Source organism: Enterobacter sp. 302C9, from assembly GCF_034106085.1.
GTDB classification, from domain to species: Bacteria; Pseudomonadota; Gammaproteobacteria; order Enterobacterales; family Enterobacteriaceae; genus Enterobacter; species Enterobacter asburiae_B.
Genome location: NZ_JAWNBW010000016.1, coordinates 1 through 19375 on the forward strand (window position 1 = coordinate 1; position 19375 = coordinate 19375).

Here is a 19375-nt window from a genome sequence, read left to right on the forward strand (position 1 = left end):
ACGTATGTTCACTCAGAGACTTGGTATTCATTTATTGTCCGAAGACATTAAGAATCCATGTCACTTTGAGTGCCCACACAGATTGTCTGATAAATTGTTAAAGAGCAGTGCCGCTTCGCTTTTCGCAGCGGCGCGGGGTGTGCATATTACGCTTTCCCGCTTCAGAGTCAAGTGATTAATTTCGCTTTTCTCTGCTGACCCGGCGGCGTGTGTGCCGTTGTTCCGTATCAGTGGAGGCGCATTATAGGGAGTAATTCCGAAGCTGCAAGGATAAAGTGACATTTATTTACTGACTGCTCACTTTCCAGGCAAATCTTACTCCAGACCTCAATTTTCGCCTGGTTTTTAAACAAAAACGAGCCGCAAGCGGCTCGTTTTTGCGTTTTGTGACTTACTGCACTGCCACAATGCGATCGTCGTTAGCTTCCAGACGGATAACTTTGCCAGGAATCAGCTCTCCGGAGAGGATCTGCTGCGCCAGCGGGTTTTCGATCTGCTGCTGGATAGCACGTTTCAATGGACGCGCACCGTACACCGGATCGTAACCATTCTCGCTCAGCAGCTTCAGGGCCTCGTCGGAGATGTGAATTTCATATCCACGCTCTTCCAGACGTTTGTACAGACGCTGCAGCTGGATCTGCGCAATCGACGCAATGTGTTTCTCACCCAGAGGATGGAATACCACCACTTCATCAATACGGTTGATGAACTCCGGACGGAAGTTATGGCTCACGACACCGAGCACCAGATCCTTCATATGGCTATAGTCCAGTTCACCGAAACGTTCCTGAATCAAATCGGAACCCAGGTTCGAGGTCATGATGACAACCGTATTACGGAAGTCGACCGTTCTCCCCTGCCCGTCGGTCAGACGGCCATCATCCAGCACCTGAAGCAGGATGTTGAACACATCAGGGTGCGCTTTTTCCACCTCATCCAGCAGGATGACGGAATAAGGGCGACGGCGAACCGCTTCCGTCAGGTACCCCCCTTCTTCATAACCTACGTATCCCGGAGGCGCGCCGACCAGACGTGAGACGGAGTGTTTTTCCATAAACTCGGACATGTCGATACGTACCATCGCATCGTCGCTGTCGAACATAAAGTTAGCCAGCGCTTTACACAGCTCGGTTTTACCGACCCCCGTCGGCCCCAGGAACAGGAACGAACCAATCGGACGGTTTGGATCGGACAACCCTGCGCGGCTACGGCGAATGGCGTTGGAAACCGCCTCAACCGCTTCGTTCTGACCAATCACCCGATTGTGGAGATCCTGCTCCATGCGCAGCAGTTTTTCACGCTCGCCTTCCAGCATGCGCGCCACCGGAATACCGGTCCAGCGAGCAAGCACTTCCGCGATTTCCGCATCCGTCACTTTATTACGTAACAGACGCATCGTTTTCCCTTCTGACTGCGTCGCTATCTCAAGCTGTTTTTCCAGCTCAGGAATTTTGCCGTACTGCAGTTCAGACATCCGCGCCAGATCGCCGACACGGCGAGCCTGCTCAATGGCAATTTTTGCCTGTTCGAGTTCAGCTTTAATGGTCTGAGTGCCGGAAAGGGATGCTTTCTCGGCTTTCCACTCTTCTTCCAGCTCAGAATACTGGCGCTCTTTATCGTCCAGTTCTTCATTGAGCATATCCAGGCGTTTCTTACTGGCTTCATCAGACTCTTTCTTCAGCGCCTGCTGTTCCAGCTTGAGCTGAATGATGCGTCGGTCGAGCCTATCCAGCTCTTCCGGTTTCGAGTCAATCTGCATACGAATGCTCGAAGCCGCTTCATCAATAAGGTCGATCGCTTTATCCGGCAGCTGGCGGTCAGCAATGTAACGGTGTGAAAGCGTCGCTGCCGCAACGATAGCCGGGTCAGTGATCTGCACGTGGTGGTGCAGTTCATAGCGCTCCTTCAAACCACGCAGGATCGCGATGGTATCTTCAACGCTTGGCTCAGCAACAAACACTTTCTGGAAACGACGTTCCAGCGCAGCATCTTTCTCAATGTACTGACGGTACTCGTCGAGCGTGGTGGCACCGACGCAGTGAAGTTCACCGCGCGCCAGCGCAGGTTTCAGCATGTTCCCGGCATCCATCGCGCCGTCCGCTTTACCCGCACCGACCATAGTGTGCAGTTCGTCGATAAACAGGATAACGTTGCCTTCCTGCTTCGCCAGGTCGTTAAGCACGCCTTTCAGACGCTCTTCGAACTCACCGCGGTATTTCGCACCGGCCACCAGCGCGCCCATATCCAGCGCCAGTACGCGGCGACCTTTCAGGCCTTCCGGCACTTCGCCGTTGACGATACGCTGCGCCAGCCCTTCAACAATGGCGGTTTTACCGACACCCGGTTCACCAATCAGCACCGGGTTGTTCTTGGTACGACGCTGCAGTACCTGAATCGTACGGCGGATTTCTTCGTCACGGCCGATAACCGGATCAAGTTTGCCCTGCTCAGCACGCTCGGTCAGATCGACCGTAAATTTCTTCAAAGCCTGACGTTGGTCTTCGGCTCCCTGATCGTTCACGCTTTCACCTCCGCGCATTTTCTCAATCGCCTGAGTCACATTGACGGTGGTCGCACCGGCAGATTTCAGCAGGTCGGTCAAGGTACCGCGTGATTCAAGCGCCGCCAGAACAAACAGCTCTGACGAAATAAAGTTGTCCCCACGTTTTTGCGCCAGCTTGTCGCAAAGGTTAAGCACGCGCACCAGATCCTGCGACGGCTGAACGTCGCCGCCGGTACCTTCTACCTGCGGTAAACGGCTCAGCGCCTGATCGATAGCGGTGCGTAACTGGCCAGCATTAATGCCAGCGGACGTTAATAAAGGACGTACCGATCCCCCTTCCTGATTCAGCAAGGCGCTCATTAAATGAAGAGGTTCGATAAACTGGTTGTCGTGCCCCAGTGCGAGGGACTGGGCATCGGCGAGAGCAAGCTGGAATTTATTAGTAAGACGATCCAGACGCATAACTCCTCCCATAACAGGTCAAATTTGCTACTGGAGATTAAATGAGGTCATCCCTCAATTATTCAAGGTTAATGACCTGAATTATGTGAAAAGAAAACGGCACGTACCGGATCGTCTTGATTCTTTAGGTTATATCAGCCAAATGAAACTTGCCATACGCCCCGTGGTCTTGTCGCGACGATAGGAGAAAAAATCACCCTTTTCGGTGAATGTGCAGCGATCGCCGCCGAAGATCTGCGTCACGCCAACGTTATTCAGACGCTGGCGGGCGAGCTGGTAAATATCGGCCAGATATTTATCTCCCGAAGGCAGGAAGGCTTCAACCGCTTGCGGATCTTTTTCCATAAAGGCTTCGCGAACCTCTGGTCCCACTTCAAAAGCGCAAGGACCAATGGCCGGGCCAAGCCAGGCCATAATATTGGCTGGCTCATCGCTAAAGCAGGCGACAGTTTCTTCGAGCACGCCTTCACACAGACCACGCCAGCCCGCGTGTGCTGCAGCCACCTCGGTACCTGCACGGTTACAGAACAGAACCGGCAGACAATCGGCGGTCATCACGGCACAAACGGTTCCCGGAGTATTACTGTAAGAGGCATCAGCGCGTTTAGAAGCATAGGGTTCTCCCGTCAACTTCAGCACCGCGTTACCATGAACCTGTTCCAGCCAGACCGGTTTCGACGGCAAGTTCCCCGCAGCAAACAGACGTCGGCGGTTCTCTTCAACATGTTCCAGGTTGTCGCCACAGTGCGCACCGAGGTTCAAAGACTCCCACGCGCCCTGGCTAACACCGCCAATACGGGTTGAACTGCAGGCAGCCACGCCAGCAGGCAATGGCCACTCCGGGACAATCAGTTTGGTCATAACCAGTCCACTTGATCCTTATGTTCTTCGAAATCAGCACGCATGGCGTCGATAAGATCCACCATATCCTGCGGGATAGGCGCATGCCACTCCATCTGAATACCGGTGATAGGGTGGTAAAGACGCAGCATGGTCGCGTGCAGCGCCTGACGATCGAATTTACGCAATACGCTGATGAACTCATCCGATGCGCCTTTAGGTGGACGCGGGCGGCCACCGTATACCTGATCCCCGACCAGCGGATGGGTAATGTGGGCCATATGCACGCGGATCTGGTGAGTACGTCCGGTTTCCAGACGCAGACGCAGGCGCGTATGAATACGGAAGTGCTCCATAATGCGATAGTGCGTCACCGCCGGTTTACCCATCGGATGCACCGACATATGGGTACGTTTGGTTGGGTGACGGCTGATTGGCTCTTCCACCGTTCCGCCAGAGGTCATATGCCCAATGGCTACCGCTTCATACTCGCGGGTGATTTCGCGCAGCTGCAGCGATTCCACCAGACGGGTCTGAGCAGGAACGGTCTTCGCCACCACCATCAAACCGGTGGTGTCTTTATCCAGACGGTGCACGATGCCCGCGCGCGGAACATCCGCGATCGGCGGATAATAATGGAGAAGTGCGTTAAGTACCGTACCGTCAGGGTTCCCCGCGCCCGGATGAACAACCAGGTCGCGCGGCTTGTTGATCACCAGAATGTCATCATCTTCATAGATGATGTCCAGTGGGATATCCTGCGGCTCGAAGCGGATTTCCTCTTCGATTTCAGCATTGATGGCGACAGCTTCCCCACCTAACACTTTCTCTTTTGGTTTGTCCCAGATCTTGCCGTTTACCAGCACGCGCTGGTCAAGGATCCATTCTTTTATGCGTGAACGCGAATAATCAGGGAACAATTCGGCCAAAGCCTGATCTAAGCGTTGACCGAGCTGATTTTCGGAGACTGTTGCGGTGAGTTCTACTCGTTGTGCCATAAACTGCTTCTTCGTTTAACGTTGGGTTTTACGGCTTTGCCGTTTAATATAGTGTGCTATTGTAGCTGGTCTTAATCGGGAGCAGGAACAGAGTTTCTCCCGGACAAACATTTGAGGAAAGTCAAAACGTCATGACGCGCATGAAATATCTGGTGGCAGCGGCCACGTTGAGCCTGGCTTTGGTGGGCTGCTCCGGTTCGAATGAACAGGTCCCTGACAATCCGCCGAATGAAATCTATGCGACTGCACAACAAAAGTTGCAGGACGGTAACTGGAAACAGGCGATAACGCAACTGGAAGCGTTGGATAATCGCTATCCATTTGGTCCATATTCGCAGCAGGTACAGTTAGATCTCATCTACGCATACTATAAAAATGCCGATCTGCCGCTGGCTCAGGCAACCATCGATCGTTTCATGCGTCTGAACCCGACTCATCCTAACATCGACTATGTGATGTACATGCGCGGCCTCACCAACATGGCGCTGGACGACAGTGCGCTGCAGGGCTTCTTCGGCGTGGATCGTTCAGACCGTGACCCGCAGCATGCGCGTGATGCCTTCAATGACTTCTCCAAGCTGGTGCGCGGCTATCCGAACAGTCAGTACGTGACCGACGCGACCAAACGTCTGGTGTTCCTGAAAGATCGTCTGGCTAAATATGAATACTCCGTAGCGGAATACTATACCCGCCGTGGCGCATGGGTTGCCGTGGTTAACCGCGTAGAAGGTATGCTGCGTGATTATCCGGATACTCAGGCAACGCGCGACGGCCTGAAGCTGATGGAAAATGCTTACCGTCAGATGCAGATGACCGCTCAGGCTGAAAAAGTGGCGAAAATCATCGCCGCGAACAGCAGCAACACCTGATATTGCCTCAATGCAAAACGGCAGCCCGAAGGCTGCCGTTTTTTTATTCATTTTACCGCGTCGCTGAAGCGCTTAAGCCTCAACACATCCAGTCAACTATGGCCCCAATTTTTGCCTTCGACAAGGTAAATCTCACCTCTTCCTGCCCTGCCTCACAAAAAAGATTCCCTGACAAAAACCGACAAAATAACGTGATCTAAATCACACATTTTGACATTAGGTCGGGTATGCTGGAATCACCAAGACGGAAAGACAAGAGGTAAAATTTATGACAATGAACATTACCAGTAAACAAATGGAAATTACTCCGGCAATCCGCCAGCACGTCGCAGACCGTCTCGCCAAACTGGATAAATGGCAAACTCATTTGATTAATCCACATATCATCCTGTCCAAGGAGCCGCAGGGTTTCATCGCTGACGCAACTATCAATACTCCAAACGGCCATCTGGTCGCCAGCGCAAAACATGAGGATATGTACACAGCAATTAACGATTTGATCAACAAGCTGGAACGGCAGCTCAATAAAGTGCAACACAAAGGTGAAGCCCGTCGCGCCGCAACATCGGTGAAAGACGCCAGCTTCGCGGAAGAAGTTGAAGAAGAGTAATCCTTTAAATTGAGTGTACCGCCAACGCGCCTTCGGGCGCGTTTTTTGTTTTTTATTGACAGGGTGAAAACAGTACGGGTACTTTAACGGTATCAATCAAAGGATGACTTTATGAAACTTACGCCGTTCTTCTTCGCATTCTTTTTTACCTTCCCCTGAACGGGAGGCGTTTCGTCGTGTGATAAAGAATGCGAAGACGAACAACAAGGCCTCCCACACCGGGGGGCCTTTTTTATTGATAACGATAAAATGAGACAGGCAACACTATGACACCGGAAAACCCGTTACTGGATCTGCGAGTAAAAATCAGCGCGCTGGATGAGAAACTGCTGGCGCTGCTGGCCGAACGCCGCGCCCTTGCCGTTGAAGTGGGCAAAGCCAAGCTGGACTCCCATCGCCCGGTACGCGATATCGACCGCGAGCGCGATCTGCTGGAACGTCTCATTCAGCTCGGCAAAGCGCATCACCTCGATGCCCACTACATTACCCGGTTGTTCCAGCTCATCATCGAAGACTCCGTTCTCACTCAGCAAGCGCTGCTCCAGCAGCATCTGAACAAAACCAATCCACACTCTGCGCGTATTGCCTTCCTCGGTCCGAAGGGATCTTATTCTCACCTGGCCGCACGTCAGTATGCCGCACGCCATTTCGAAGAATTTATTGAGAGCGGCTGCGCGAAGTTTGCCGACATTTTTAACCAGGTTGAGACCGGCCAGGCGGATTACGCCGTCGTACCGATTGAAAACACCAGCTCCGGCGCCATCAACGACGTCTACGATTTGCTGCAGCACACCAGCCTGTCGCTGGTTGGCGAGCTGACGATCCCAATCGATCACTGCGTGCTGGTCGCCGGCTCAACGGACCTGAGCAAGATCGAAACGGTTTACAGTCATCCACAGCCGTTCCAGCAGTGCAGCCAGTTCCTGAACCGCTATCCGAGCTGGAAAATTGAGTACACCGAAAGCACCTCGGCGGCGATGGAAAAAGTGGCGCAGGCTAACACCCCAACCGTCGCCGCGCTCGGCAGCGAAGCAGGCGGGGCGCTGTATGGTTTACAGGTGCTGGAACGCAATCTGGCGAACCAGACGCAAAATATCACCCGCTTCGTGGTGCTGGCCCGCAAGGCAATCAATGTGTCAGACCAGGTGCCAGCGAAAACCACGCTGCTGATGGCGACCGGCCAACAGGCCGGGGCGCTGGTTGAAGCCCTGCTGGTGCTGCGTAACCACAACCTGATCATGACCAGGCTGGAATCACGCCCAATCCACGGTAACCCGTGGGAAGAGATGTTCTACCTCGATATCCAGGCCAACCTGGAATCTGCTTCCATGCAGAAGGCCCTGCGCGAACTGGGCGAGATCACGCGTTCCATGAAGGTGCTGGGCTGCTATCCGAGCGAGAACGTGGTCCCGGTTGACCCGGCTTAACGTTCGATAAAGCGGCTTTTCTTCATCCCTGCCACGTTCGCCGGCAGGGTGAAGATGGCGCCGGAGAGCGGATACTTCGCCACCTCGTCCGCATCCATATTTTCCCGCGTGGTGGTAATAAACAGTGTTTTCATGTCATCGCCCCCAAAGCAGACCATCGTCGGGCAACGCACCGGCATGCGATATTCTTCCAGCTGCTCCCCTTGCGGAGAAAAACGCGCAATACGCCAGCCGTCAAATAGCGCGCTCCAGTAGCAGCCTTCCACATCCATTGCCGCGCCGTCCGGTATCCCTTCGCCCTCTTTAAACTGACGAAACACCTCGCGCCTGCCGGGTTCGCCCTTCTCATCAAGCGGCGTTCGGTAAATAACGCCGTTTGGCGTATCTGAAGTAAACATCCATTGATTATCAGGGCTAAACGCTAAGCCGTTGTGCCCGTGAATATCGCACTGGATCACTTTCGGCGTCAGGTCGTTGTCGATGCGCATCAGCAGGGCACCGTTGTAATCTCCCGGCCCCCAAAACGTGCCCGCGTAGAATCGTCCCAGAGAATCGGTGCCGCCGTCGTTAAAGCGTGCGAGCTGCGGGTTAGAGGGGTTATCGCACACCTTGCGGCGCAGCAGGCCGTGTTTATCGGTCAGCCAGATACCCGTTCGCATCGCAACGATAAAACCACCCTGCTCGCGCAGCGCGAAACAGCCCACCTCCTCATGGAAAGAGAGTACGGTGTGTTCTGCCGTCGGCAGATGGTAGCGGTGGATCTCCCCTTCCAGAATATCGGCCCAGTAGAGCGCGCGCTCTTCTGCGCTCCACGTCGGGCATTCAGGCAGATGCCCGGTGTAATTCAACAGCAGCTGCGGTTCGGCCATGACAGTTCCCCAAAATAAAAAAAGCCAGCATTGCTGGCTTTCAGTATATACATCATCGCATTACTGGCGACTGTCATTTGCCTGGCGCAACAGCGTCCGGCTCTCACTCTGGAAACGCTGAGCGTAATCGCCAAACCAGTGCTCGACCTTGCGGAAGCTGTCGATAAACGCCTGCTTGTCTCCGTGCTCCAGCAGCGTAATGGCTTCACCAAAGCGCTGATAGTAGCGCTTGATGAGCGCCAGATTGTTCTCGGAGGACATAATAATGTCCGCGTAAAGCTGCGGATCCTGAGCAAACAGGCGCCCGACCATCGCCAGCTCCAGACGATAGATAGGCGAAGAGAGCGCCAGCAGCTGTTCAAGCTGCACGTTCTCTTCCGCCAGATGCAGGCCGTAGGCAAACGTCGCAAAGTGGCGCAGCGCCTGAATGAACGCCATGTTCTGATCGTGCTCGACCGCGCTGATACGATGCAATCGCGCGCCCCATACCTGAATCTGTTCCAGGAACCACTGATAGGCTTCCGGCTGACGACCGTCGCAGTAAACCACCACCTGCTTAGCCAGGCTGCCGCTGTCCGGGCCAAACATCGGGTGCAGACCCAGCACCGGGCCCGTATGCGCAGCCAGCATCGCCTGCAGCGGACCATTTTTGACGGAGGCCAGATCCACCAGGATGCAATCTTTCGGTAAAGCAGGAAGCTTCCCGATGATCTGCTCCGTCACGTGGATCGGCACGCTGACGATAACCATCCCGGCATCTTTCATGAGTTCCGGAGCATGCGCCCAGTCCTCTTTTTCCAGAATGCGCACCTGATAGCCAGAAAGCGTCAGCATTTTTTCAAACAGACGCCCCATCTGTCCTGCCCCGCCGACAATCACCACCGGCCGCAGGGACGGGCAGAGGGTTTTAAAGCCCTTGTCGTTTTCGCTGGAATAGGATTCCCGCATCACGCGACGCAGAACATCTTCAATTAAATCCGGCGAAACGCCCAGCGCCTGGGCCTCTTTGCGACGAGAGGCCAGCATTGAGGCTTCGCGCTCCGGGACGTAAATCGGCAGGCCGTATTTGCTTTTCACCTCACCGACTTCGGCAACCAGCGCCATGCGGCGCGCCAGCAGGTCCAGCAGCGCCTTATCCACTTCATCAATTTGATCGCGCAGTGCGGTCAATTCAGCAACCATAACTAACCTCTTAAGCCAGACGCGTCGCCAGCTGGCCTTTCAAATCTTTGTGGATCTCACGCAGCAGCGCATCGGTGGTTTCCCAGCTGATGCAAGCATCCGTCACGGAGACGCCGTGCTTCATTGCACTGCGCGGTTGTTCAGATGACTGATTGCCTTCATGAATATTGCTCTCAATCATCAGACCGATAATCGAACGGTTGCCATCTTTGATCTGTGCGACCACGGATTCCGCAACCGCAGGCTGGCGACGGTAATCTTTATTTGAATTACCATGACTGCAATCTACCATCAGTGCCGGGCGCAGTCCCGCCTGCTCCATCTCTTTTTCACACTGCGCCACGTCCGCCGGGCTGTAGTTTGGTGCTTTACCGCCGCGCAGGATCACATGGCCGTCCGGGTTACCCTGCGTTTGCAGGAGGCAGACCTGGCCCGCCTGGTTGATACCGACGAAACGGTGTGGCATCGCAGCAGCGCGCATGGCGTTGATTGCCGTCGCCAGGCTGCCATCGGTACCGTTTTTAAAGCCAACCGGCATTGACAGGCCAGACGCCATCTCGCGGTGGGTTTGCGATTCCGTGGTACGCGCGCCAATCGCCGACCAGCTGAACAGATCGCCCAGGTACTGCGGGCTGTTCGGGTCCAGCGCTTCGGTTGCCAGCGGCAACCCCATGCTGACCAGCTCCACCAGCAGGCGACGCGCAATCTTCAGGCCTGCTTCCACATCAAACGAGCCATCCATGTGCGGATCGTTAATCAACCCTTTCCAGCCGACGGTCGTACGTGGCTTCTCAAAATAGACGCGCATCACCAGATAGAGGCTATCGCTGACCTCCTCCGCTAACGCTTTAAATCGACGAGCATATTCAATGGCGGTTTCAGGATCGTGAATGGAGCAAGGACCGCATACCACCAGCAGGCGCGGATCGCGGCCGGCGATAATGTCAGAAATGGTCTGGCGAGAGTGCTCGATCTGAGCCTCCTGCGCGACGCTCAGCGGAAATTCCGCTTTCAGTTGATCCGGAGTGATTAACACCTGTTCGTCAGTGATATGTACGTTGTTCAGCGCGTCTTTTTGCATGATGGCGATCCTGTAAAGCTCGTTTGCGATAGTTGTATTCCTCAATGAGGTGAAACCACGATACCATAAAAAGTAAACATTTCAATCCAAAATACGTACACATTAGTTTACACAAGCCAATTTATTGCAAAAATCAGCCGATAAAAACGTAAACTTTAAATTACAGACAGATTTTCTTTAGCCAGGCTATGCTGAAGAAAAAAGGAGAATGGCTATGCGTTCAATTGCTCTCGCGCTGTTGTCGCTGTTTTTAACGGGCTGTCAGATCAATCCTTACACCTTCCAGCCAGACTGGACCAGCCCATCCTGGTTTGATGCAGGTAAAGAAGACGCCATGAATGGCCTGCCGGTTAAAGATAACCAGACCCTGGCCGATAGCTTTAACGACACACACGTTGATCGCAGTGAATATCTTCGCGGCTATGCTGATGGTCAGAAGAAAGTCTGCGAAGAAGGGTTTATTCACGCCTGGGGATTAGCAGGCAAATCTTTCCCTGCCAGTTGCGATACAGCCGAAAACGCGGCAAAACTGCGTGCGTCATGGCAGCAAGGGATGGATGAAAGTATGCGCTCCAGCAGACTGAATTAATCTATTTTTATCCACCGGAAAATAAACAACTGTAGGATTTAGCTTAGGTCGGCCTCATGCTATTTCTGACATAATGACGGCCCTGATAAACAATGGTATTCTGCCCGCAACTCTTAAGGACATCTATTTCCAGAGCGATGTGGCGGATTCTGGTGAGAAATTTATTCTTGATCTCTTTTTTCCGACTCACTCTGGTGATAATGCTGTTCCTTATGGTGGGCCCTGCGGCGGCAGGCACGCTTACGGAAACGGATAAATCGGTACGCTCGATTGTCTCAGGCATCGTGAGCTATACACGATGGCCGTCACTTTCCGGTCAGCCTAAACTCTGCGTCTACGCCACTTCGCACTATACGCACGCCCTCAGCGGCGATGAGGGGCATAGCGAGTTACCTTATACTCCCGTTATTGTACGTAACGATCAGGAAGCCCTGGCCGCGACGTGCGATGCGATCTATTTCGGGTCTGAATCACCGGCAAAACAACTTGAATTAATAAGTCAATATCAGGGCAGAGCGTTGCTATTAATCTCAGAGCAAAATCCGGAATGTGTAATTGGCAGTGCCTTTTGCCTGATAATCGATCGCGGCCAGGTACGGTTCGCCGTCAATCTGGATGCATTGACGCGCAGTGGCGTAAGAGTCAATCCGGATGTATTAATGCTTGCACGGAATAAGCAGCATGGATAAAGATTTCACTTCAACGCCACGTCCGACGTTTAAAAGAACGTTGAGGCGAAACAGCATGATAAGCGTCATCATCACGATGACGCTAATATGGCTGCTGCTCTGTTTTGCTTCCGTCGTGACGTTAAAACAATACGCGCAAAAGAATCTCGAATTAACCGGCGCAACAATGAGCCACAGCCTGGAAGCCTCGCTGGTGTTCAACGACTCGCTGGCGGCCAACGAAACGCTGGCTGCGCTGGGCAAACAGGGGCAGTTTGCCGTGGCCGAGGTTATTAACGCGCATAAAAAGCGGTTTGCCTACTGGTCCTGGAACCCGGAGGACAACAACGACACGCTGGGCGCACTGGTCAGCCGCTGGCTTTTCCCCGTACCGGTTGCGCAGCCCATCATGCATAACGGCGCAACGATCGGCGAAATTCGCCTGACCGCGCGTGACAGTCTGATCGGCCATTTCATCTGGATGTCGTTTGCCGTTCTGACCGGCTGCATTCTCTTTGCAACCGTCGTCGCGCTCACCATTACCCAGTCTTTGCACCATGGGATGGTCACGGCCCTGCAAAACATCACTGACGTCGTGCATGACGTTCGTACTAACCGCAACTTCTCCCGCCGGGTGAAAGACGGCCGTATCGAAGAGTTTCACCAGTTTGGTGAGGACTTCAACAGCCTTCTGGATGAGATGGAGGAGTGGCAACTGAAGCTTCAGGCGAAAAATGCCCAGCTGCTGCGTACCGCCATGCACGACCCGCTCACCGGTCTTGCCAACCGCGCTGCGTTTCGTAACAGCATTGCAGCCTTAATGAACGACCCTTCAGCCAAAACAAACTCGGCCCTGCTCTTCCTCGACGGTGATAATTTTAAGTTTATTAACGACACCTGGGGACACGCGGCAGGTGACTGCGTGCTGATAGAAGTCGCCAGCAGGATGATGGAGTTTGGCGACAAACGTCACCAGGCATACCGCCTTGGCGGTGACGAATTCGCTATGGTGCTGTACGGCGTACACTCTGAGCTCGAGGTTCAACACATTTGTGCTGCGCTATCGCAGCAGTTTATCCGTCCGTTTGATCTTCATAACGGACAAAAAGCATCGATGTCACTCAGCATTGGCTTTGCTCTGGCGTGGGAAAATGCTTCCGTGGAAGCATTACTGGAGAGGGCTGACCGCAACATGTATCAGGTGAAAAACCAGCGTACGAAAACAACAAGTTAGAAAGGATACACTATGTTAAAACGTTACTTCGCGCCGATAGTTCTGGCCTCACTGGTTCTGGCAGGCTGTCAGTCGCCCCCGGAAGGCAAATTCACTCCTGAGCAAATTTCGGCGATGAAGTCTTACGGTTTTAACGAACTGAACGGTGACTGGTCACTTGGCATGTCGGACACCATCCTGTTTGATAAAAATGACGCCAGACTGCGCCCGGAAAGTGAAACGCAGATCCAGTCCATGGCCTCTCGCCTGGCGGAAACCGGCCTGAACCACGCGCGAATGGACGGTCACACGGATAACTACGGTGAAGAAAGCTACAACGAAGCGCTGTCGTTAAAACGCGCCAATGCCGTGGCCGATGCCTGGGCGAAGGGGGCAAATATCCCGCGCAGCAATCTCACCACGCGGGGGTTAGGTCAAAAATACCCGGTTGCGAGCAACAGCACTCCGCAAGGGCGCGCTGAAAACCGCCGCGTCGCAGTGGTTATCAGCACGCCATAGGTTATTTAGCGGAAGATTCGGCGAGCGTCACCCTGGTTGCCGCTCGCCAGCGCAGCCAGTCCACCACAACAAACAGCGCCAGACTCACGCCCATAACCGGCAAGGCCAGCCCCAGCAGTATGCTGATTATCACCGTAATCCCTCTTCCCCACCCTGACAGCGCCAGCCAGCTCTGCCAAAGCGTCTGCACCGGATCCACCGCCGACTGTGCCGGACGACGCATCCACCACATCCGGTAACCCCAGACGATGAGCACGCACAGGGCGAGGCCGAACGCCACCAACAGCAGCTGATTCACCAGCCCGAATAAGATCCCCATATGGAAATCCACGCCCCAGCGGGTCAGTTTTGCCATTAACGGGAAATCCTCGAATCGGGTTCTGTCCAGAACCTGCATCGTCGAAGGATCAACCGCAACGGCGTCCACCTGGGTCGGCCAACTGCGATCGATTTCCGTCACGGTCCAGGCGCGATCCGCCGTTTTTGCCGGTCGGATCTCCAGCCTGTTGGCATCAATTCCCGCGTTACGGGCCGCGCTTAATACTCTGTCAAACTGCGTCAGATCCATCGCCATTTCCGGCATCATCATTCCGCCGTGATGGCCTCGGTGTTCGGCATGCTCATCCACGATCTCCTGTTGGCCGGAAAGCGTCGTGTTCACCTGCGGGGTAAGCCAGTTCATCTCTGCCCGCAGCTTATCAACATTCCCGCCAGCCCACTGGGACCAGGTCAGGCCGGTTGCTGAGAACAACAGCATTCCGCCCAGCAGACTCCAGCCAAGTATCACGTGCATCCGACGACGATTCTGGAAGCGATTATTGATCCGCCGTTTAGGTCGGGTATAAAACCACAAGGCAGCACCGCCCAGCGCGGCAACCCACATCCAGGAGGCGGCAAGCTCGCTGTAGAGCCGCCCTACGTCGCCCAGCATCAAAGAGGTATGCAGATAATCAATGGTCTGACGCAGCGGTAAAATCCCGCTGGTGCCGTATACCGTCATATCTCCCAGCACCGCCAGGCTTACTGGATCAATAAAGATAGCCCGGTTCTCCGATGGGCCAAGCGTCGGATCGGCAAACATCACGCGGGTGGTTTCGCCTTCAGCCAGCCCCGGACGCACGGCGTGCAAATGCACATCTGATCCAACGTTTTTTTCCGCCACGGCAATTTGTTCCGCCAGCGGCTGCGGCACGCCCACGGAATCCGTGTGGAGCGCGTGCCGGTAGAGCGCATTCTCCAGCTGCGGGGTCGCCACATACAGCGTACCGGTCAGCGCGGCAAAGAAGATAAACGGACCAACAAAAAGCCCGACGTAGAAATGGAGGCGACGCAGCAGGTTTCCCCATGCCGCGCGCGGAGTGCAGGTAGTCATACTTTTCCTTTTTAAGGCAAAAAGTTATCGATCTAGTTTTAAAGGGAAAAAGCAGACTGCCGCGGCGGCGCGCGGGTATCAGGGTAAAGCCAGGGGAAAAAGTGCCAGTGGCTGACCGCCTGGCGCGGCGGCTTAATGCGAAGCCTCTGTAATACCGCGCTGAGCAGGACGATCAGCGCCAGCATCACGCCAGGGACATGCGCTAACAGCACGCAGTAGCCGCACGCTTCCGCATGGTCGACAGGCATCGTATGCGGCATATCGCCCTGATGCTCGTCCATCGACATCATGCTCATGTCATGATGCATGCCCGGCATCGCGCTCATGGGATCTTTCTGCAAGGAGACGGAGATAAGCGGCGCCACCACGATCAGCAGGATCGCAAACAGCGCGGTCAATGCCGCTGCGCGTTTCCGGCCAGGCTGATGCAGTACGTTATCCACTTCTCCTCCTTTCAAGAGGCAAGCATTGTAAATGATTTATGACAAAAGGGTTAACGCGAGAGGTGCGCAGGGATAAAAAAAGGGCCAGCCTTTCGGCCAGCCCTTTCTAACAGGATGTCGCTTAAGCGAATCTTAGTTCAGACGCTCTTTAATACGAGCAGACTTACCAGTACGCTCACGCAGGTAGTACAGTTTAGCTTTACGTACAGCACCACGACGTTTAACAGCAATGCTGTCAACTACCGGAGAGTGAGTCTGGAAGACACGCTCAACGCCTTCGCCGTTGGAAATTTTACGAACAGTGAATGCAGAGTGCAGACCGCGGTTACGAATAGCGATAACCACGCCCTCGAATGCCTGCAGACGTTTTTTGGAACCTTCAACAACCCATACTTTCACTTCCACGGTGTCACCTGGACGGAAGGAAGGTACGTCCTGCTTCATCTGCTCTTGTTCAAGTTGCTTAATAATGTTGCTCATAATTTAATCTCTTATCCTGGGTAAACTGATATTCGGGAGCGTATTACGCATTCCCATCATGTTCATGCTGCTGGTGCGCGTGTTCAGTTTTGAACTCGGCCAGCAACTTTGCTTGCTCTTCAGTCAGAGCCAGGTTTTCCAGAAGTTCAGGTCTTCTAAGCCAGGTTCGGCCCAGCGACTGCTTCAAACGCCAGCGACGTATCTCGGCATGGTTTCCAGACAGTAACACTGCCGGTACTTCCATCCCTTCTAACACTTCAGGACGAGTATAGTGTGGACAGTCCAGCAACCCATCGGCAAAGGAATCTTCCGTTGCCGAAGCTTCATGGCCCAGAACTCCCGGAATGAACCGGGCGACGGAGTCAATCAGCGTCATTGCGGGTAACTCACCACCGCTGAGAACGTAATCGCCGATAGACCATTCTTCGTCAATCTCGGTTTGAATTACGCGCTCATCTATCCCTTCGTAGCGCCCACAGACCAGAATCAGCTTTTGATTCGTCGCCAGTTCGCTCACGCCCGCTTGATCAAGCTTGCGTCCCTGAGGTGACAGATAAATCACCTTTGCGCCTTCACCTGCCGCGGCTTTTGCTGTGTGAATGGCGTCCCGTAAGGGTTGCACCATCATTAGCATCCCCGGTCCGCCGCCGTAAGGACGATCGTCCACGGTACGGTGCCGGTCATGAGTAAAGTCACGAGGACTCCAGCTCTGGATGCTCAGCAGGCCATTCTTTACTGCCCGGCCAGTTACCCCGTAATCGGTAATCGCGCGGAACATTTCAGGAAACAGGCTAATTATGCCAATCCACATAGCGCCGTCTTTTACCGTTTATCCGGAGAATTTAAAAACCAGGATCCCAATCTACTTCAATGGTTTGAGTAGTGAGATCGACTTTCTTGATAACCTGTCCATCGAGGAACGGAACCAACCGCTCCTTGATGCCAAATGCATCTTTCAGGTTTGCCTTAATGACGAGAACGTCATTTGACCCGGTTTCCATCATATCGATGACTTTCCCCAGGCTGTAGCCTTCGGTAGTGACTACCTGGCAACCCATAAGGTCTTTCCAGTAGTAGTCGCCCTCTTCCAGCTGTGGCAACTGCGACGAATCCACGACAATTTCACAATTAGTCAGCGCATTCGCGGCATCACGATCGTCAACGCCTTTCAGCTTGATGATGATGTCCTGATTGTGGTGACGCCAGCTTTCCAGCTCGACCTCTTCCCACTTACCGCCTTTCTGGATAAACCAGGGCTGGTAATCAAAAATGCTATCAGCGTCTTCAGTGGAGGAAAACACTCTGAGCCAACCACGGATACCGTAGCAAGAACCCATTTTTCCCAATACGATCGGTTCAACAGGTGCTTTATTGCTCATCATGACCACCGTGACAGATTAAGCTGCTTTGTTTGCTGCTTTGATCAGCGTAGCAACGCGATCGGAAACAGTAGCGCCCTGGCCAACCCAGTGAGCGATACGATCCAGATCCAGACGAGTTTCTTCTTCTGCGCCAGCGGCCAGTGGGTTGAAGAAACCAACGCGCTCGATGAAGCGACCGTTGCGTGCATTACGGCTGTCAGTCACAACAACCTGGTAGAACGGACGCTTTTTAGCGCCGTGACGAGCTAAACGAATAGTTACCATAACATCCTCTTGTGTGAATAAAACAACCGGGCCCCATCGAGGAACGGAGCCCGGGTGTCATATTAAAAGCCCGAAAATTTTACTCATTTTCGGGCAAAAAGCAATCTCAAAAGCGATTAACGCCCTGGAAAACCGGGTGGCATCATGCCTTTCATGCCGCGCATCATCTTCGCCATGCCGCCTTTCTTCATTTTCTTCATCATGCGCTGCATGTCGTCGAACTGTTTAAGAAGACGGTTAACGTCCTGCACCTGCATGCCGCAACCGGCTGCGATACGGCGTTTACGGGAACCTTTGATGATATCCGGGTTAGCGCGCTCTTTGAGGGTCATCGAGTTGATGATCGCCTCCATACGCACCAGCACCTTGTCATCCATCTGCGCTTTCACGTTGTCAGGGATCTGGCCCATGCCCGGCAGTTTGCCCATCAGGCTGGCCATGCCGCCCATGTTTTTCATCTGACGCAGCTGCTCAAGGAAATCGGTGAGATCGAAACCGTCGCCTTTTTTCAGCTTGCTGGCAAGCTTCTCGGCCTGCGCGCGGTCAACCTTGCTCTCGATATCTTCGATCAGCGACAGCACGTCGCCCATGCCGAGGATACGGGAGGCAATACGATCCGGGTGGAACGGCTCGAGCGCTTCAGTTTTCTCGCCCACGCCGAGGAATTTAATCGGCTTACCGGTGATGTGACGAATGGAGAGCGCCGCACCGCCGCGGGCGTCACCGTCCACTTTGGTCAGCACCACGCCGGTTAGCGGCAGCGCTTCGTTAAACGCTTTCGCGGTATTCGCCGCATCCTGACCGGTCATGGCATCGACAACGAACAGGGTCTCTACCGGGTTGATAGAGGCATGTACCTGCTTGATCTCGTCCATCATCGCTTCGTCAACGTGTAGACGACCGGCGGTATCCACCAGCAGCACGTCGTAGAATTTCAGCTTCGCTTCTTTCAGCGCCGCGTTAACGATGTCGACAGGCTTCTGCGCCACGTCGGACGGGAAGAAATCTACGCCGACCTGTTCGGCCAGAGTTTCCAGCTGTTTGATCGCCGCCGGGCGATAGACGTCCGCAGAAACCACCAGCACTTTCTTCTTGTGCTTTTCACGCAGGAATTTACCCAGCTTACCGACGCTGGTCGTTTTACCCGCACCCTGCAGGCCCGCCATCAGCACCACGGCCGGCGGCTGAGCCGCCAGGTTAAGCACCTGGTTCTCTTCGCCCATCGCCGAAACCAGTTCATTACGAACGATTTTGACGAACTCCTGACCCGGGGTCAGGCTCTTGTTAACTTCATGACCAACCGCTTTCTCTTTTACGCGGTTGATAAAATCACGAACAACCGGCAACGCGACGTCTGCTTCCAGCAGCGCCATGCGCACTTCGCGCAGCGTTTCCTTGATGTTCTCTTCAGTAAGGCGTCCGCGGCCGCTGATGTTGCGCAGCGTGCGCGACAAACGATCGGTTAAATTATCAAACATTGTCTCTCGCCTGAGTAGAAACGTTGGGCCGCCATGGGCGACACATACACAGAATTTTGCCGGAGTATAACATGAAGGCGCCTTTGTTGTTATGCAACGGTTGGAGCAGGCGTCACGTAACGTTAT

General features: G+C 54.0%; 21 protein-coding genes and 1 other annotated feature. Of the genes, 8 read left to right on the top strand and 13 right to left on the bottom strand.

Annotated elements, in window-relative coordinates:
* Nucleotides 1-391: 391 nt before the first annotated feature.
* The 3 genes from clpB to rluD form a co-directional block, all read right to left on the bottom strand.
* Nucleotides 392-2965, bottom strand: a complete 2574-nt coding sequence (gene clpB, locus UR289_RS20420) for an ATP-dependent chaperone ClpB (protein WP_048977006.1) — start codon at nt 2963-2965, stop codon at nt 392-394.
* A 129-nt stretch (nt 2966-3094) separates the two neighbouring features.
* A complete protein-coding gene (yfiH, locus tag UR289_RS20425; RefSeq protein WP_087823337.1) occupies nt 3095-3826 on the bottom strand; it encodes a purine nucleoside phosphorylase YfiH in 732 nt (243 codons plus the stop codon).
* Nucleotides 3823-4803, bottom strand: coding sequence for a 23S rRNA pseudouridine(1911/1915/1917) synthase RluD (gene rluD, locus UR289_RS20430; protein WP_033146247.1), 981 nt, complete (start codon nt 4801-4803; stop codon nt 3823-3825). The genes yfiH and rluD overlap by 4 nt, the downstream gene beginning before the upstream one ends.
* 131 nt (nt 4804-4934) lie before the next feature.
* Between rluD and bamD the strand changes: the two genes are divergently transcribed.
* The 4 genes from bamD to pheA all read left to right on the top strand — a co-directional run bounded on the left by bamD (nt 4935) and on the right by pheA (nt 7709).
* Nucleotides 4935-5672, top strand: a complete 738-nt coding sequence (gene bamD, locus UR289_RS20435) for an outer membrane protein assembly factor BamD (protein WP_023308867.1) — start codon at nt 4935-4937, stop codon at nt 5670-5672.
* A gap of 268 nt (nt 5673-5940) precedes the next feature.
* Entirely contained in the window at nt 5941-6282 is a 342-nt protein-coding gene (raiA, locus tag UR289_RS20440; protein WP_003863162.1) for a ribosome-associated translation inhibitor RaiA, read from the top strand.
* Nucleotides 6283-6392: 110 nt separating this feature from the next.
* Nucleotides 6393-6518, top strand: a sequence feature (Phe leader region).
* The gene (pheL, locus tag UR289_RS20445; protein WP_100249759.1) at nt 6394-6441 is read left to right on the top strand and encodes a pheA operon leader peptide PheL; all 48 of its coding nucleotides are present in this window, start codon (nt 6394-6396) and stop codon (nt 6439-6441) included. Its footprint overlaps the feature before it by 48 nt.
* A gap of 30 nt (nt 6519-6548) precedes the next feature.
* Nucleotides 6549-7709 carry a bifunctional chorismate mutase/prephenate dehydratase gene (gene pheA / locus UR289_RS20450; protein ID WP_069303190.1) on the top strand — a complete coding sequence of 387 codons (1161 nt, stop codon included), beginning with the start codon at nt 6549-6551 and terminating at the stop codon, nt 7707-7709.
* On the opposite strand, the gene UR289_RS20455 is transcribed toward pheA, so the two are convergent.
* The 3 genes from UR289_RS20455 to aroF are packed head-to-tail and all read right to left on the bottom strand — an operon-like array spanning nt 7706 to nt 10841.
* Nucleotides 7706-8578, bottom strand: coding sequence for an SMP-30/gluconolactonase/LRE family protein (locus tag UR289_RS20455; protein WP_167819641.1), 873 nt, complete (start codon nt 8576-8578; stop codon nt 7706-7708). The two genes, pheA and UR289_RS20455, sit on opposite strands and share 4 nt — an antisense overlap.
* Nucleotides 8579-8638: 60 nt before the next feature.
* Nucleotides 8639-9760 (bottom strand): bifunctional chorismate mutase/prephenate dehydrogenase, encoded by a 1122-nt coding sequence (tyrA, locus tag UR289_RS20460; protein ID WP_033146250.1) that lies wholly within the window; start codon nt 9758-9760, stop codon nt 8639-8641.
* A 10-nt stretch (nt 9761-9770) separates the two neighbouring features.
* Nucleotides 9771-10841, bottom strand: coding sequence for a 3-deoxy-7-phosphoheptulonate synthase AroF (aroF, locus tag UR289_RS20465; RefSeq protein WP_033146251.1), 1071 nt, complete (start codon nt 10839-10841; stop codon nt 9771-9773).
* A gap of 214 nt (nt 10842-11055) precedes the next feature.
* On the opposite strand from aroF, the gene UR289_RS20470 reads away from it, so the two are divergent.
* The 4 genes from UR289_RS20470 (at nt 11056) to UR289_RS20485 (ending at nt 13830) form a co-directional block, all read left to right on the top strand.
* Nucleotides 11056-11430 carry a DUF2799 domain-containing protein gene (locus UR289_RS20470; protein ID WP_047059300.1) on the top strand — a complete coding sequence of 125 codons (375 nt, stop codon included), beginning with the start codon at nt 11056-11058 and terminating at the stop codon, nt 11428-11430.
* 152 nt (nt 11431-11582) lie between these two features.
* Complete coding sequence (locus UR289_RS20475) at nt 11583-12119, top strand: YfiR family protein (protein ID WP_033146572.1); 537 nt, start codon at nt 11583-11585, stop codon at nt 12117-12119.
* Nucleotides 12112-13332, top strand: a complete 1221-nt coding sequence (gene dgcN, locus UR289_RS20480; RefSeq protein ID WP_029741024.1) for a diguanylate cyclase DgcN — start codon at nt 12112-12114, stop codon at nt 13330-13332. The genes UR289_RS20475 and dgcN overlap by 8 nt, the downstream gene beginning before the upstream one ends.
* Before the next feature lie 12 nt (nt 13333-13344).
* A complete protein-coding gene (locus UR289_RS20485) occupies nt 13345-13830 on the top strand; it encodes an OmpA family protein (protein WP_029741023.1) in 486 nt (161 codons plus the stop codon).
* A 1-nt stretch (nt 13831) separates the two neighbouring features.
* On the opposite strand, the gene UR289_RS20490 is transcribed toward UR289_RS20485, so the two are convergent.
* The 7 genes from UR289_RS20490 to ffh all read right to left on the bottom strand — a co-directional run bounded on the left by UR289_RS20490 (nt 13832) and on the right by ffh (nt 19249).
* Nucleotides 13832-15202, bottom strand: coding sequence for a PepSY-associated TM helix domain-containing protein (locus UR289_RS20490; RefSeq protein ID WP_320711462.1), 1371 nt, complete (start codon nt 15200-15202; stop codon nt 13832-13834).
* A 38-nt stretch (nt 15203-15240) separates the two neighbouring features.
* Nucleotides 15241-15645: a DUF2946 domain-containing protein gene (locus tag UR289_RS20495; protein WP_058841144.1), complete on the bottom strand. Its 405-nt coding sequence runs from the start codon at nt 15643-15645 to the stop codon at nt 15241-15243.
* 132 nt (nt 15646-15777) lie between these two features.
* The gene (gene rplS / locus UR289_RS20500) at nt 15778-16125 is read right to left on the bottom strand and encodes a 50S ribosomal protein L19 (RefSeq protein ID WP_002914145.1); all 348 of its coding nucleotides are present in this window, start codon (nt 16123-16125) and stop codon (nt 15778-15780) included.
* 43 nt (nt 16126-16168) lie between these two features.
* Complete coding sequence (trmD, locus tag UR289_RS20505; RefSeq protein WP_014832949.1) at nt 16169-16936, bottom strand: tRNA (guanosine(37)-N1)-methyltransferase TrmD; 768 nt, start codon at nt 16934-16936, stop codon at nt 16169-16171.
* Nucleotides 16937-16967: 31 nt separating this feature from the next.
* On the bottom strand, nt 16968-17507 hold the full coding sequence (gene rimM, locus UR289_RS20510) for a ribosome maturation factor RimM (RefSeq protein WP_029741020.1): 540 nt from the start codon (nt 17505-17507) through the stop codon (nt 16968-16970).
* 15 nt (nt 17508-17522) lie between these two features.
* The gene (rpsP, locus tag UR289_RS20515) at nt 17523-17771 is read right to left on the bottom strand and encodes a 30S ribosomal protein S16 (protein ID WP_003863133.1); all 249 of its coding nucleotides are present in this window, start codon (nt 17769-17771) and stop codon (nt 17523-17525) included.
* 116 nt (nt 17772-17887) lie between these two features.
* A complete protein-coding gene (gene ffh / locus UR289_RS20520; protein ID WP_014884878.1) occupies nt 17888-19249 on the bottom strand; it encodes a signal recognition particle protein in 1362 nt (453 codons plus the stop codon).
* Nucleotides 19250-19375: the final 126 nt, after the last annotated feature.

Coding starts and splice junctions, on each gene's coding strand:
- rluD (WP_033146247.1), bottom strand. CDS start 4,803: ATGGCACAACGAGTAGAACTCACCGCAACAGTCTCCGAAAATCAGCTC.
- aroF (WP_033146251.1), bottom strand. CDS start 10,841: ATGCAAAAAGACGCGCTGAACAACGTACATATCACTGACGAACAGGTG.
- rpsP (WP_003863133.1), bottom strand. CDS start 17,771: ATGGTAACTATTCGTTTAGCTCGTCACGGCGCTAAAAAGCGTCCGTTC.
- dgcN (WP_029741024.1), top strand. CDS start 12,112: ATGGATAAAGATTTCACTTCAACGCCACGTCCGACGTTTAAAAGAACG.
- rplS (WP_002914145.1), bottom strand. CDS start 16,125: ATGAGCAACATTATTAAGCAACTTGAACAAGAGCAGATGAAGCAGGAC.
- bamD (WP_023308867.1), top strand. CDS start 4,935: ATGACGCGCATGAAATATCTGGTGGCAGCGGCCACGTTGAGCCTGGCT.
- rimM (WP_029741020.1), bottom strand. CDS start 17,507: ATGATGAGCAATAAAGCACCTGTTGAACCGATCGTATTGGGAAAAATG.
- UR289_RS20470 (WP_047059300.1), top strand. CDS start 11,056: ATGCGTTCAATTGCTCTCGCGCTGTTGTCGCTGTTTTTAACGGGCTGT.
- pheA (WP_069303190.1), top strand. CDS start 6,549: ATGACACCGGAAAACCCGTTACTGGATCTGCGAGTAAAAATCAGCGCG.
- raiA (WP_003863162.1), top strand. CDS start 5,941: ATGACAATGAACATTACCAGTAAACAAATGGAAATTACTCCGGCAATC.
- tyrA (WP_033146250.1), bottom strand. CDS start 9,760: ATGGTTGCTGAATTGACCGCACTGCGCGATCAAATTGATGAAGTGGAT.
- UR289_RS20455 (WP_167819641.1), bottom strand. CDS start 8,578: ATGGCCGAACCGCAGCTGCTGTTGAATTACACCGGGCATCTGCCTGAA.
- yfiH (WP_087823337.1), bottom strand. CDS start 3,826: ATGACCAAACTGATTGTCCCGGAGTGGCCATTGCCTGCTGGCGTGGCT.
- ffh (WP_014884878.1), bottom strand. CDS start 19,249: ATGTTTGATAATTTAACCGATCGTTTGTCGCGCACGCTGCGCAACATC.
- clpB (WP_048977006.1), bottom strand. CDS start 2,965: ATGCGTCTGGATCGTCTTACTAATAAATTCCAGCTTGCTCTCGCCGAT.
- UR289_RS20485 (WP_029741023.1), top strand. CDS start 13,345: ATGTTAAAACGTTACTTCGCGCCGATAGTTCTGGCCTCACTGGTTCTG.
- UR289_RS20490 (WP_320711462.1), bottom strand. CDS start 15,202: ATGACTACCTGCACTCCGCGCGCGGCATGGGGAAACCTGCTGCGTCGC.
- trmD (WP_014832949.1), bottom strand. CDS start 16,936: ATGTGGATTGGCATAATTAGCCTGTTTCCTGAAATGTTCCGCGCGATT.